General features: G+C 42.4%; 13 protein-coding genes. 10 read left to right on the top strand and 3 right to left on the bottom strand.

From position 1 onward, the window contains the following. Window positions 1–3 precede the first annotated feature (3 nt). The 8 genes from ADA42_RS09000 (at window position 4) to ADA42_RS09035 (ending at window position 8,441) form a co-directional block, all read left to right on the top strand. Window positions 4–594 (top strand): lipocalin family protein, encoded by a 591-nt coding sequence (locus ADA42_RS09000; RefSeq protein ID WP_004948608.1) that lies wholly within the window; start codon window positions 4–6, stop codon window positions 592–594. 113 nt (window positions 595–707) lie between these two features. Next, a complete protein-coding gene (gene rarD / locus ADA42_RS09005; RefSeq protein WP_048764772.1) occupies window positions 708–1,640 on the top strand; it encodes an EamA family transporter RarD in 933 nt (310 codons plus the stop codon). A gap of 247 nt (window positions 1,641–1,887) precedes the next feature. After that, window positions 1,888–3,345, top strand: coding sequence for a glyceraldehyde-3-phosphate dehydrogenase (locus tag ADA42_RS09010; protein WP_004939208.1), 1,458 nt, complete (start codon window positions 1,888–1,890; stop codon window positions 3,343–3,345). Between the two features lie 151 nt (window positions 3,346–3,496). Then, complete coding sequence (locus tag ADA42_RS09015; RefSeq protein ID WP_004939207.1) at window positions 3,497–4,225, top strand: hypothetical protein; 729 nt, start codon at window positions 3,497–3,499, stop codon at window positions 4,223–4,225. Window positions 4,226–4,234: 9 nt separating this feature from the next. Then, window positions 4,235–4,915, top strand: coding sequence for a hypothetical protein (locus ADA42_RS09020; protein ID WP_048764775.1), 681 nt, complete (start codon window positions 4,235–4,237; stop codon window positions 4,913–4,915). A 148-nt stretch (window positions 4,916–5,063) separates the two neighbouring features. Then, window positions 5,064–6,266 carry an Obg family GTPase CgtA gene (gene cgtA / locus ADA42_RS09025; RefSeq protein ID WP_004939203.1) on the top strand — a complete coding sequence of 401 codons (1,203 nt, stop codon included), beginning with the start codon at window positions 5,064–5,066 and terminating at the stop codon, window positions 6,264–6,266. Window positions 6,267–6,284: 18 nt separating this feature from the next. Continuing rightward, entirely contained in the window at window positions 6,285–7,418 is a 1,134-nt protein-coding gene (gene proB, locus ADA42_RS09030) for a glutamate 5-kinase (protein WP_004939200.1), read from the top strand. A 180-nt stretch (window positions 7,419–7,598) separates the two neighbouring features. Further along, a complete protein-coding gene (locus tag ADA42_RS09035; protein WP_228137574.1) occupies window positions 7,599–8,441 on the top strand; it encodes a transporter substrate-binding domain-containing protein in 843 nt (280 codons plus the stop codon). 131 nt (window positions 8,442–8,572) lie between these two features. Here the strand turns inward: ADA42_RS09035 and ADA42_RS09040 are convergent, their stop codons facing one another. Then, the gene (locus ADA42_RS09040) at window positions 8,573–9,226 is read right to left on the bottom strand and encodes an HAD family hydrolase (RefSeq protein WP_048764777.1); all 654 of its coding nucleotides are present in this window, start codon (window positions 9,224–9,226) and stop codon (window positions 8,573–8,575) included. Next, window positions 9,193–10,404, bottom strand: a complete 1,212-nt coding sequence (locus ADA42_RS09045; RefSeq protein ID WP_004939195.1) for a DUF1615 domain-containing protein — start codon at window positions 10,402–10,404, stop codon at window positions 9,193–9,195. Before ADA42_RS09045 ends, ADA42_RS09040 begins: the two co-directional genes overlap by 34 nt. 81 nt (window positions 10,405–10,485) lie before the next feature. Between ADA42_RS09045 and dusB the strand changes: the two genes are divergently transcribed. Then, window positions 10,486–11,511 carry a tRNA dihydrouridine synthase DusB gene (dusB, locus tag ADA42_RS09050; protein WP_004939192.1) on the top strand — a complete coding sequence of 342 codons (1,026 nt, stop codon included), beginning with the start codon at window positions 10,486–10,488 and terminating at the stop codon, window positions 11,509–11,511. A 274-nt stretch (window positions 11,512–11,785) separates the two neighbouring features. Continuing rightward, the gene (locus ADA42_RS09055; RefSeq protein WP_004948588.1) at window positions 11,786–12,346 is read left to right on the top strand and encodes a TetR/AcrR family transcriptional regulator; all 561 of its coding nucleotides are present in this window, start codon (window positions 11,786–11,788) and stop codon (window positions 12,344–12,346) included. Here ADA42_RS09055 and ADA42_RS09060 read toward each other — a convergent pair. Beyond that, window positions 12,330–13,400 carry an iron-containing redox enzyme family protein gene (locus tag ADA42_RS09060; RefSeq protein WP_004948585.1) on the bottom strand — a complete coding sequence of 357 codons (1,071 nt, stop codon included), beginning with the start codon at window positions 13,398–13,400 and terminating at the stop codon, window positions 12,330–12,332. The two genes, ADA42_RS09055 and ADA42_RS09060, sit on opposite strands and share 17 nt — an antisense overlap. Window positions 13,401–13,514: the final 114 nt, after the last annotated feature.

Here is a 13,514-nt window from a genome sequence, read left to right on the forward strand (position 1 = left end):
TGAATGCCATTGTATAAAAATATCCCACAAGGGGGCTGGCGTTTAGCAAAGATTGCATTGGGTGGCGCCGTATTGACAGGATTAGCGGTTGCAACCATGGCTTACGCACACAATAAACCACTCGCGCCTGTGGAGCGTGTAGAGTTAGACAAATACTTGGGGGTTTGGTACGAAGTGGTTCGTAAGCCCATGTATTTTGAAAATAAATGCGTCAAAAATATCACCGCAACCTATACTTTAAATGAAAACGGTAATATTACAGTCGATAACCAATGTATGGGCAGTGATGGTCAGCGCCATCAGTCGCTTGGCGAGGCCTTTGTGGTTAATCCTCCGTATAATTCTAAATTGAAAGTAAGTTTTTTACCAGAAATAGTACGATGGGTACCTGTTGCACGCGGCGACTACTGGATTTTAAAGCTGGACGAACACTATCAAACCGTTTTGGTGGGTGAGCCATCTCGCAAATATATGTGGATTTTATCGCGGACACCTCATCCCTCAGAAGACGTCGTAAATGACTATCTGGCCTACGCGAAAAGCTTGGGTTATGAACTCAATGACATTATTCGGCCACAGCATATGGCCCAATAAGCGCTACATAGATGAAAAGAAAAACCATGCCTAGCGTGGTTTTTCTTTTATTAGATGTTTAAATTCAGTATTGTACAACGTCTTTTTGATTACTTGGTCAAGCGGGGGGAGATATGCTTCAGGGGATTGCGCTGTCGGTTTTGGCATCGGTTACGTTTGGGGTGTTGTACTTTTATAGCCAGCTTTTGACCGGAATAAACGCAGAGCAAACTTTTGGTTGGCGCATGATTTCAACCTTGCCTTTTTTAACCTTATTTATGTGGTTAATCGGGGATTTACATTTCATTAAACAGATTTATGAAAAAATAAAACTACAACCCATTTTTCTACTGTATCTCTTGCTTTCATCTCTTTTAGTGTCGATCCAGCTTTGGCTATTTATGTGGGGGCCAATGAATGGTCGGGGATTGCAGGTATCGCTCGGTTATTTTCTACTGCCCTTGGTTTTAGTATTGGTGGGCAGTCTTTTTTACAAGGAAAAACTCTCTAAGTTTCAGCAAGCGGCAGTTGCTCTTGCGATACTTGGCGTTGCACATGAAATTTGGCAACAAGGCACCATCGCATGGGAAACCTTATTGGTCGCCTTTGGTTATGCTGCGTATTTCTTTTTACGACGCAAACTTAAAACTGATCATTTAGGTGGCTTCTGGTGGGATATCGTCCTCAGCTTACCGGTTGCATTTTATTATGTGTCGTATTTGGGCACCGTACCTGACGGATGGAGCATATTAAATTTACTTTTGGTGGTGACTGGGCTTGGGTTATTCAGTGCCATTGGACTTGGAAGTTATATTTTGGCGAGCCGCTTTTTACCCATGGTATTGTTTGGATTGCTTAGCTATTTAGAGCCAATTTTACTGGCGCTTGCTTCGCTCATGATTGGAGAAACAATCAACCCAGAAGACTGGTGGACTTATATCCCAATTTGGGTGGCTGTGCTGTTATTGGTGGTAGAAGGTGCATTGCATTTATGGCGACAGCAACGCAACACGCGTATGCTGAAACGTAATGTCGCTCAATATGAAAAGAGGCAGGATGAAAATTGAACAAGAAATGAAGCTTTTAATGAATAATGCTTGTTTTCTAAGCATATTTTGACGTTTAATAATTTCGTCACGAAATATTATAAATAAATTTTAAAAAATATTTTTAATCATTTTATAAATTTATAGTAATTATATGAAAAAATATAGGTGTAAGCGCTGGCGCCCGATTTAATCTTGGCGCCTTTTGATTTACAATTATCGCGTTTTGAAATTCACGCCTAGATAACATTAATTAGAGGACGTATCTGTGAGCAAAGAGACTATCATCGCACTGCATGCTGAACATCAAGGACGTTGGACAAATCGCGAAGAAATCGCGGAACATATGATCGCTTTGATTGGCAAGTTGTATCGCGAAAAAAATATCGTTGTTTCTGTTTATGGCCGTTCTTTAATTAACCGCTCTGTCATCCAGATATTGAAATCACATCGTCGTACACGTGTTGTCGATGTCGAGCTTTCTGTTGTTAATACTTTCCCAATTTTGGAAGCCTTGGCAAAACTTGACAATATTGGTTCTGCCGAAGTGGATATTGGTAAGCTGGCAGTGGCCTACAAACAGCAGGGCGGCGATGTCGACGCTTTTGTTGCGCAAGCTGTTGAATCAATCAAAGGCAATGCAGCCTCTGAAGAGCCAAAAGATGTCGTTCTCTACGGTTTTGGTCGTATCGGTCGTATTTTGGCGCGTTTGATTATCAGCCAATCTGGTTTGGGTCGCGGTTTAAGCTTAAAAGCCATTGTGGTTCGTAAATCATCTGATGGCGACTTGGCAAAACGTGCATCTTTGCTACGTCGTGATTCAATTCACGGTTCATTCGACGGTACGATTTCAATTGATGAAGAAAACGAAGCAATTATTGCAAACGGTAAGTTCATCAAAGTGATTTATGCATCGAGTCCAGCAGAAGTAGACTACACTGCTTATGGTATCGACAATGCGCTTTTGATCGACAACACTGGTAAATGGCGTGATCTTGATGGCTTGAGCCAACATTTGAAGTGCCCAGGTGTTGCACGTGTAGTATTGACTGCACCAGGTAAAGGCGACATGAAAAATGTGGTATTTGGTGTAAACCAAGCCGACATTTTAGATGAAGATAAAATCATTTCTGCTGCAAGCTGTACAACGAATGCCATCACTGGTGTACTTAAAGTAATCGATGATAAATACAAGATTTTAAATGGCCACGTGGAAACTGTTCACTCATTTACCAATGACCAAAATCTCATCGATAACTATCACAAGGCAGACCGTCGTGGCCGTGCTGCAACACTAAACATGGTGATTACCGAAACTGGTGCTGCAAAAGCGGTGGCCAAAGCATTACCTGCACTGAAAGGTAAACTCACAGGTAACTCGGTACGTGTACCAACACCAAACGTTTCGTTGGCGATTTTGAATCTAACGCTTGAGAAAGAAGTTGATCGTGATGAAGTGAATGAATATATTCGTCAAATTTCAATCAACTCAAACCTTCAAGGTCAAATCGGGTATACCAATTCGACTGAAGTAGTTTCAAGCGACTTTATCGGCTCTCGTACAGCAGGTGTATTTGATGCGCAAGCAACCATTACATCAGGTACACATTTGACAGCATATGTATGGTACGACAACGAAGTTGGCTATAGCTGTCAGGTACTTCGTATTGCAGAAAAAATGTGTGGCGTAAACTATCCGAAAGTGCCTGCACTTAGCGTGGCATAAGCCAGTTTAAAAAATATAAAAAGCTCAGTTTCGACTGGGCTTTTTTATGTATGATGTAATGACAGTTAAATTGGAAACCAAGCTGGATATTGGTGAGTGATTACCAAGCTGAAAGCCAAGTAAAATAAAAAAGTTGCAAAAGGAAAGTACGTTGCAGGTCAAGAAATTGCTCGGAGGGCTGGTGTTTATTGTGCTGGCCAGTATTGTCGGTGTTACGATTGGTATCTGGGTATTTAAACATTTTAATGTGTATATCCCGCTTGAAAATCAGGCCGTGAATATTGATTTACAAGAACCACTTCAAGCCAAAGTTAAAATTCAGGATGCCTTGAATGTGGATGTGAGCGGACGCGTCAATGCCACTATTCCTATACACGAAAACCTGAATATCCCACTCACTCAAACGCTGACGCCGCGGGTGTACTTTGATAATCAGGTGCCGATTAAAACCATTATTCCGGTAAAAGAAGTGCTCAAGGTTCGTCAGGATTTACCGATTGATACCAAAGTACAGGTCAGAGTACTCGGACGTGATATCACGCTGCCGATTAAAGGCACCATTCCCATTAACCTAGACGTACCTTTAGACATTCAAGTGCCACTTGATCAAAACGTCCATCTAAAATTTGATGCGCCTGTGCGAACAGTGCTTCAAGAAAACTTAAATATACCGCTCAACACGACCTTGAAAACCAATATTCCAGTCGATGGGCATTTAAATGTACCAATCAAAACTGCACTTGCAGCAAGCGTGGAAGTGAAGAATACCTTGCCTATCAAAATTCAGAAAGGCGAATTAAAAATTCCGCTGTCTAGCGTGACGCTAAAGAAACAACCCGTTGCTGCTCCCTCAACTGCTGTCCAGTCGGGCGTGCAATAGGGGGTGACTATGTGGTTATTCGGAACATTGAAACGCACATTACTGAGCTTTGTTGCGGTGGTTGGTCTTGTGGCATTGCTATTTTGGCTTTACCTCAACATTCAGGCTTCCATGTATGTTTCAGCGCAGCATGCACAGGTGCAATTATCGGAGTATTTGCCTACACGCATCGAGGTAGGCAACCATTTGGAAACCCATTCTATGGGGAAGCTTAATACCGATATCCACATTAACCGACAGCTTTCCTTGCCCCTTAAAGGCAAATATCTGGCTCAGTTGGCCTTTGAAGTAGAAACACCTGTTTCTGTGAGTGTGGATTATTTAACCACTATAAAAATTGATGAACAGATGCCGGTCGAGAGCACGACAGATCTGATTTACCAAAATCAGCTGTTACCTAAATTTCCGCTAAAAATGAATATTCCGATTCGGCTGGATGTGCCATTTCGTTTGAATCGTACTTATCAGGTGCCCATCAAAATTGTATTTAATGGTCCGGTGTATTTTGAGTTTGACGAACCAATCAATCTGGCTGTGAAACATCAGTTTAAACCGACTTTGAATATTGATGATCCGATGACCATGCGAAAAGTCGCGACATTTAATGCCATTATGTATAACGAGGTAAGAGAAACACAGGCCAATCTGGATATGCACATCCAGTTACCACTACGAAATATACACCCCTAAACGGCTCAAATGAAGATGTTGTTCTGCATATACAGCAAGCCTCTGCATCGGCTTTCTCGCGTACAGGTGAAATAACTGATTTTATATTCGAGAAATCCTTTAAAATATGGCAGAATAGGCGGTTTTAGAGATTTTAGAGGATTGGCAAATGCGCTTTGTTGATGAAGCAGTCATTACCGTAGAGGCTGGCGACGGTGGCAATGGCGTGGCCAGTTTTCGCCGTGAAAAATTTGTACCTTTTGGTGGTCCAGATGGGGGTGACGGTGGTCGAGGCGGGAGCGTCTATATTCAGGCCGATGACGACACCGGTACACTGGTTGACTACCGTTATACCCGTAAATTCCGTGCAGAACGTGGTAAAAATGGCGCCGGCGCAAACTGTACAGGCCGTGGTGGCGAAGATGTTGTATTAAAAGTACCAGTAGGCACCACCATTGTGGATGTCGATTCTGGCGATATTATTGGCGATTTGGTTGAAGATGGTCAGCGTGTTTTGGTGGCTGGCGGTGGTGATGGCGGCTTAGGAAACACACACTTTAAGTCATCGACTAACCGTTCACCACGTAAATTCACCACAGGGATTAAAGGCGAATTTCGTGAGATCCGTCTTGAGCTGAAAGTACTTGCAGATGTTGGTTTGCTCGGTATGCCAAATGCAGGTAAATCGACGTTTATTCGTGCAGTGAGTGCGGCGAAACCAAAAGTTGCAGACTATCCGTTTACGACGATGGTACCGAACCTAGGTGTGGTCGATGCCGACCGACATCGTTCATTTGTGATGGCCGATATTCCGGGATTGATCGAAGGCGCTGCGGAAGGTGCAGGTCTTGGTATTCGTTTCTTGAAACATCTGGCACGTACACGTATTTTGTTGCACATTGTGGATGTTCAACCAATTGATGGTTCTGATCCGGTACACAATGCCAAAGCGATCATTGGTGAATTGAAAAAATTCTCTCCGACGCTGGCTCAGCTTCCTGTTGTACTGGTACTCAACAAACTCGATCAGATTGAAGAAGCCAGCCGCGAAGAATGGTGTAAACATATCTTGGATGAGCTAGAGTGGACTGGCCCGGTGTTTCGTACCTCAGGCTTACTCTTAGAAGGCACCAAAGAAGTGGTGTACTATTTGATGGATCAGATTGAACAGCAGCGCGAACTTGAAGCTGAAGATCCAGAATACGCACGACAAGTAAAAGCATTCCGTGAACAGCTTGAAGCTGAAACACGTGAACAAACGATCGCAGCAAAAGAAGCATACCGAGCCATGCGTAAAGCACAGCGTGAAGCAGGTCAGGGTGATGATTTTGACGACGATGATGACGAAGTAGAAGTGATTTACGTTCGTTAAGACGAACTCGAGGGAAAAATGATTGAAGTGATCGATGGGCAACGACAGCTCAAGGCGTGTAAACGTATCGTTGTTAAAATCGGATCATCTCTTCTTACCGCCAACGGACAAGGTCTAGATCTAGATGCAATTTCGCATTGGGCAACTCAAATTGCCGATCTACACACTGCCGGACACGAAATTATATTGGTGTCGTCTGGTGCGGTTGCAGAAGGTATGGTTCGCATGAAGCTTTCGAGCCGACCCACCGATCTACCCAGTCTTCAAGCCTGTGCGGCCATTGGTCAAATGGGCTTGATTCACACGTGGTCGAGTGTGCTCGATAAGCACTCGATTCAGACGGCTCAAGTCTTGCTGACCCATGATGATCTGGCAGATCGTCGACGTTATCTCAATTCATGTGATGCTTTGCAAAACCTGATTGAGTGGCGTGTGATTCCGGTGATCAATGAAAATGACACTGTTTCGACCGATGAAATTCGTTTTGGCGACAACGATACGCTGGCAGCGATGGTGGCGGGCCAAGTACATGCTGATTTGCTGATTATTTTGACCGATCAGCAAGGGATGTTTGACTCCGACCCACGCAATAATCCAGAAGCAAAACTGCTCACCATCGTCAATGCACTCGACGATCGTTTGTTTGAAATGGCCGGTGGTGGTGGTGTTTTAGGCCGCGGCGGTATGGTGACTAAGGTACGTGCAGCACGCTTAGCCGCGAAGTCTGGTTGTCCAACATTGATTGCCAGCGGTGAAAGTGACCGTGTTTTGTCTCGCTTAATGGCGGGTGAAATGCTCGGAACGCTCTTTAGTACCGATAAAGATCGTATGACTGCGCATCAGCAGTGGCTTGCCGCACATTTGCAAACGGCTGGTCGTTTAGTCATTGATGATGGTGCCGTCGATGCGATTAAACAGCGTCATCGTAGTTTATTGCCTGTAGGCGTTAAAGCGGTTGAAGGCCATTTTAATCGTGGTGATGTGGTTGAGTGTGTTGATCAATTGGGGCAGCGAATTGCGGTTGGGCGAGTGAATTTTAGTTCACGTTCGGCTGAGATCATCAAAGGTCTCGCTTCAGATAAAGTCTATCAGGTATTGGGTGAAGCTCGATCACTTGAAATGATTCATCGCAATCATATGGCGATTTATTAAGATCCAATGTGAACAAAAAAGCCCAGAATGAATGTCTGGGCTTTTTTACTTTTAAAGCATACCAATTCAATAGACAAGATGATCTTCTTTGCATAGCATCAAATGGAGCTGTCATCAGGATGATGTCGGCTGGCGTAAAAATTGCTAAGAATAACTTCAAAAATTTTTTATAGGAACGGTATGAAAGTGATTCACTCATTACGAAAAAATTTGTTAAAAAAACAATGGTTTTATTTACTATTAAGTATGGTTTCAGGTGGTGTATTTGCCACAGCACCCGTACATTCCTCAATGTCAGAGCATTCAGCTTCGATACTGCATCGGGTTATCAATGCTGGCGTACTTAATGTTTGTACCACAGGGGATTACCAGCCATATAGCCATTTAAAAAGTGATGGTCATTATGAAGGTATTGATATCACTATGGCTGAGTCTTTGGCAAAAAGCTTGGGTGTGAAGACACAATATGTGCAATCAACTTGGAAGAGTATTATTCCGGATGTGGTTGCTGGTAAATGTGATATCGCAGTTGGGGGGATTTCTGTAACTCTACCGCGTCAGCAAAAAGTATTTTTTACGAATCGTATAGATGTGGATGGCAAAATTCCGTTAGTACGTTGTGCAGATACTAAAAAATATCAAACAATTGAGGCCATTAATAAGCCCAATATTCGCGTGATTGAACCTGCAGGTGGTACCAATGAGGCATTTGCACGTAAGTTTTTGCCAATAACTCAGTTGATTCTTTCAGATGATAATTTGGGTATTTTTCAGCAATTGATAGATAAAAAAGCTGATGTGATGATCACAGAAGCCTCTGAAGCACTTTATCAGAAAAAGCATTATCCTGCGTTGTGTGCGGTGAATCCGACCCAGCCGATGCAATATGGTGAAAAAGCGTATGTACTTCCACTGGGTGATGTCATCTGGAAAGCATATGTCGATCAATGGTTGCATTTGTCGAAAGAAACAGGTGAATACGACACCATTCTCAAGACATGGTTAGGTAGCTCAACACAATAATTAAAATGATAAAAAAGGCAGTTTATACTGCCTTTTTTAAATGCGTGCCGATGTATTTAATCTAAAGGGTGATCACGCGATAACCTTGACGTTTGGTATCTATAAGCATGAAGTTGTGCCAGATATAACAATTAAGCAAATTTCTTAAGTTGCTCAATGTGAGGTAATGTTTGATCTTCGCCAACCATATAGCTGGCATCGGCTAACGACATCATCTCTAAATCTTCATGGCTATTGCCATAAGCATAAACCAGTTCAAAATGGTCTAAATTATACTGCCTTAAAACACGCTGCTTTTTTTGCCCAGAACTACAGTCGGGTGTGGTATACGTGCCAGTGATGATTTGATTACGGATATCGACTTCAGTACAAATCAGTTCAACATCGAGTAGATCAGCCAATGGTTTGAGATATAAGTCTATTGAAGCCGAGACGATCACCACTTTATCGCCACGCAACTGATGTTGTTTGAGCTGAGCGTATAGTTTCGGATCAAGATGATTCATCAATTGCTGCGCATATTCTTTTGCGAGTTGCTGAATGGGGGGCAACGGAGTATCACGAAACATGCTGTCGAATAGTTTGATCCGCATGGACGGGGCAGGGTAAAGCTTTAAATAATATGCCTGAATCCAAGGCAAAATTTTAATGCCCTGACGCACAATATGGCGTTTAGACAAGGCATAAAAAATAAAATGCGTAAAACTGTCTCTTGTGCATAAAGTGCCATCAAAATCAAAAAGTGCAAGATTTACAGTTTGATCCGTTTCGCGCGTTGCATGCATGTCTGATATCTTCCGTTTACACGTGTGGCATACCAATTTGTATTGTAATCACGACTGAGCTTTGGCCCAGAAATGACGACCTGCGGCATGATGGCGTAAGGGGCATCTTTGCCCGTTTGTTTCTCGTACAATTTAATAATAGCAATATATGTCGGTGATTGCTCAAAACTTTGAGTTTTTTCAAGTTTTAAATCTGTACGAATCTGGTTAGGCGTAATCAGAATATTGTTTTGAGTAAACAGTTTGATCAGGGCTTTTTCCGAGCTACTCTTGGTCCCCAAAACGGAACCATCCTTGCTGTAAAGCAACATGTCTCCATCTTCGGTAAGCTGCTCACCGCTGAGCTTGTTGATCATGTCCTGAACAGACGCATTGCGGCTCGAATACATACCAGAGTTGTAATCTGCAAATCGATAAAGCGGCTTACTGTAATCTGCCTTATAAAGCATTAGGCGATGAATGCCATAATACAGCCCGCCATATTGAGTATATAAATCATCGCGTAAATCATTGACACTTTGCAGTTTCACACGCTTGTGCTCTTTGGCATAAACGATATTGACCTGCATAGAACCCAGTGTGGTAATCGGATTCATCTTTTCTGCAATATCCTGACCGACAAGTTTAGCCGCACCAGTAATAGCGCTCACATGATAATGGCCAGCCATATAGTCAAACATTTCTCGATACAGCACATCTAGATCTTGTTCTGTGCGTACTTTGCGCATTTGACTCATGTAATTGTCTTCTTTAGACGGTTGGTTTTTGAGAACATCTTCAAAATAACCAGCCACTGGCCCGCCTATGGTTTTGCCCAGCTTATCTTCAAATTTCTCGTTTAAACGGGTGCTGACTTCTCGAACCGACTTTTCTCCTAAGCCAGCCACCACAGGGTTTGCCACAAAATTTGACTCCTGATCGACCACCGCAATGACGGTGCAGACGTTATCTTTGGTTTTGGCAATACTAAGTTTTTGCATGATTTCATCAATGTCATTGGCCCACGATTGACGGTCATGTACACGTGATGGAATCAGTTTTTTAATCTGTTCGGCTTTGAGTTCGGGTTCATCATTGCTTGACCACCATGAACTATCACTGCACCCTGCCATTGTTAGCCCTAAAAGTGCAACAGACAACGTTTTAAGCAAACCACCAGAAAGAGTTGAATCGTTCATGCAAGCAAAACACCTTGAAAAAGGATGAGTCAAAAAAGCGGATGAAGTATACTATGTTGATCGTAAAATGTATGAATATATATGTATATTGGGTCTTATCAACTGTCAAATAATTTAATCGTTGCCCCTATGGCCGGAGTAACGGATCGTCCGTTTCGTACACTGTGCAAATACTTTGGCGCCGGTCATGCCGTAAGCGAAATGATGACGGCCGATAAGACCTTGAGAATGACGAAAAAAAGTCTTTATCGTGCAAACTTTGACGGTGAACTGGCTCCAATTTCGGCACAAATTGCGGGTTCTGACCCAGAGCAACTGGCCGAGGCAGCACGTTATCAGGTGGCTAACGGTGCTCAAATTGTCGATATCAATATGGGATGTCCCGCAAAAAAAGTCTGTAACAAGCTTGCCGGTTCAGCACTTTTACAAGACGAAGATCTGGTGGCGCGTATTTTAGACGCTGTAGTTGCGGCCGTTGATGTGCCTGTAACACTTAAAACACGGCTTGGTTTTTTAAATGGTCAAGAAAATATTTTGCGCGTGGCCAATCAAGCCGAACAATCAGGTATTGCGGCCTTGGCGTTGCATGGCCGCACACGTGAAGACATGTATTTAAATACTGCGCGTTACGAACTGATTAAGGAAGTGAAATCACGCCTTAAAATTCCCGTGATTGCCAATGGGGATATTGATAGCCCAGAAAAAGCCAAATATGTTCTCGATTATACTGGTGCAGATGCCATTATGATTGGACGTGCGGCACAGGGGCGCCCCTGGATTTTTAGAGAAATTTCTCATTATTTAGCTACGGGTACACATTTAGATGCACCGACTATTTTAGAGGTGAAAGAAGTATTGTTGGGGCATCTTGCTGAGCTATATGCATTTTACGGTGAATACTCTGGATGTCGAATCGCGCGTAAACATATTGCGTGGTACACCAAAGGCTTACGTTCGAGCAATGAGTTTCGTCAAAATATGTATCAAGTCGATAGCACATTACAACAAGCGCAGGTCGTTGAAGCCTATTTTGATGCATTGTTGGCTCAGGGAGAACGTATGAGTGATGTTCAGACCGAGCAAGTTAATTTATTAGAGGTTAGTTAATTTCTTCTAATGAGAAAATGGTCATGAATCGTGGCCATTTTATCATAATTCCAAAAAATCACTCGAATGATAATGGGTATATAGTTGATCTTTAAATAAAAATATCAGTCTAAAGATATACTGGTTCTTAAATATACATCATGAGAAAAGATTGTATAAAAGCAGTTAAAAATGAACAGTTTGAATAAATTTGATCCACTCATTTCAGTGTAGTGTGCTAATATTCATAAAAATCGATATAACGCTCCTTAAGAATTCTGTTAACGGATTAAAGATGCAAAGAAACTTAAAACGATCACGGATCATGCAGGTCGCGACGGATCTCTTTAGCTCGTTTGGATACCATGCAGTTGGGGTGGATTGGATCATCAGAGATGCCGATATCTCAAAAAATACGTTATATAAGTATTTTTTCTCCAAAGAAAATCTCATTTTGGAAGTGCTTAAAGAACGTGACCGTGCTTGCCGGGAATCACTGAGTCAGTTGATTCCGAATGAACTTCCACCCATTCAAAAGCTTGAGCTGGTATTTGATTGGCACAATGAATGGTTTACCGCAAAGAACTTTACGGGCTGTTTATTTGCTAAAGCAATTAATGAGTTCCCCAGTAAAACCAATGAAATCAATAGAGTTGCTACACAGCAAAAAGAGCAGTTAATTCACAAGATCGAACAGATTTTAAGTGAACTCATGGATGATACTCAGGCAAAAAATGTAGCACCGATCATGATGATGTTGCTCGATGGCGCTACACTTTCGGCCCAGATTATTGGCAATCGTCATGCGGCCCTAGATGCTTGGAACGCAGCAAAACGCCTTATCCAACAGACTTAACATACTTGAGTAGGCTGTCGTAGTATTCCTGACAGGTTTTCAAGCGATAGACCACACCAAGTAAAATATCGCGGCTGACATCACGCTCTTTTAAGATCGGCGCGATGACGTAATTGAGCCAGCCTTGAGAATGTTCGATGTCGATCTCAGAATGTTCAGAGTAGTAACGATACAACCATTCAGTTAAGCCATGACGCTGGCATGCGACTTGAACTTTAAGGTAAGACTGTGGATCGATAATTTCGGTCGCAGCCATAATGCCGAGTAAAAGGTAATAATGCTTTCTGTTTAAGGATGCCAGCATAAATAGGTTATAGCCTGCCATTTTTTGCCAAGAATCATGCGCAGGAAATGACGCTTTATTATCCAGATTGAAATGCTCCATCAAGTCATTAAACATGTTGACGTGCGTTTCTTTGCGGTCGCCTTTACCAGATTCGTCCCAAAGATTTTTGATCATTTCCATCCGTGCAGTTGCAGGCGAATTTAAAAGTGTCAAAATGAGCAAATCGAAGAAGCGGATATTCAGCTCATAGTCACTATGGAAAAAAGCATACAGCTGACGATCGGTAGCCTCATGAGCCAGAAAATCAAACAAGGGATGAGCCGATAAATTCTTGCTCTCGCATAGCTGCATAATTGTGTCTGAAATATCACCAGCTGAATGGTCTAGCTGATAAATCGAATCCAGATTTAAATGGTTTAACCAGTATTCTTCAATGGTGTTGCGTAGTGCATAAAAAAATGGCTGATGCTGATTCAGTGCTTCTGAAGAAAGCGGGTCTGAGATTTGCAGATTATACAATTGGTAAAGTGATGAGTGAATTTCGTAGGCGGCTTGATCATCTTTCGCAACAAAGGCTCTTTCAAGCGTAGATTCAACTAACTTTAGAAAATCTTGTTCAAAATCGGGATCTGATTGGAGAAATTGATTCAGTTCGGTGCATTGAATCATATGCTGAAGACTAATATGCACTGGATATTTCAATAAACAAGCAACATCCGTGATGGACAACGCGGCTGAAGATTCTGCTGGTGTTAAAAGCTTTTCCATAATTCTACCAATACATTATTTATTAAACGGTTTGACACGTGAGCGTGCCCTAAACCGCAACAGAATATACAGGAATTCAATTCAAATATGGCTATTAAAAACAGCCAAAAACTT

The organism is Acinetobacter sp. 243_ASPC, assembly GCF_001054715.1.
Lineage (GTDB): Bacteria > Pseudomonadota > Gammaproteobacteria > Pseudomonadales > Moraxellaceae > Acinetobacter > Acinetobacter soli.

What these genes read in the sequence shown, in the direction of transcription:
- rarD (WP_048764772.1), top strand. Translation starts at nt 708, where the DNA reads ATGCTTCAGGGGATTGCGCTGTCGGTTTTGGCATCGGTTACGTTTGGG.
- ADA42_RS09020 (WP_048764775.1), top strand. Translation starts at nt 4,235, where the DNA reads ATGTGGTTATTCGGAACATTGAAACGCACATTACTGAGCTTTGTTGCG.
- proB (WP_004939200.1), top strand. Translation starts at nt 6,285, where the DNA reads ATGATTGAAGTGATCGATGGGCAACGACAGCTCAAGGCGTGTAAACGT.
- ADA42_RS09035 (WP_228137574.1), top strand. Translation starts at nt 7,599, where the DNA reads ATGAAAGTGATTCACTCATTACGAAAAAATTTGTTAAAAAAACAATGG.
- ADA42_RS09045 (WP_004939195.1), bottom strand. Translation starts at nt 10,404, where the DNA reads ATGAACGATTCAACTCTTTCTGGTGGTTTGCTTAAAACGTTGTCTGTT.
- ADA42_RS09000 (WP_004948608.1), top strand. Translation starts at nt 4, where the DNA reads ATGCCATTGTATAAAAATATCCCACAAGGGGGCTGGCGTTTAGCAAAG.
- ADA42_RS09040 (WP_048764777.1), bottom strand. Translation starts at nt 9,226, where the DNA reads ATGCATGCAACGCGCGAAACGGATCAAACTGTAAATCTTGCACTTTTT.
- cgtA (WP_004939203.1), top strand. Translation starts at nt 5,064, where the DNA reads ATGCGCTTTGTTGATGAAGCAGTCATTACCGTAGAGGCTGGCGACGGT.
- ADA42_RS09060 (WP_004948585.1), bottom strand. Translation starts at nt 13,400, where the DNA reads ATGGAAAAGCTTTTAACACCAGCAGAATCTTCAGCCGCGTTGTCCATC.
- dusB (WP_004939192.1), top strand. Translation starts at nt 10,486, where the DNA reads ATGTATATTGGGTCTTATCAACTGTCAAATAATTTAATCGTTGCCCCT.
- ADA42_RS09055 (WP_004948588.1), top strand. Translation starts at nt 11,786, where the DNA reads ATGCAAAGAAACTTAAAACGATCACGGATCATGCAGGTCGCGACGGAT.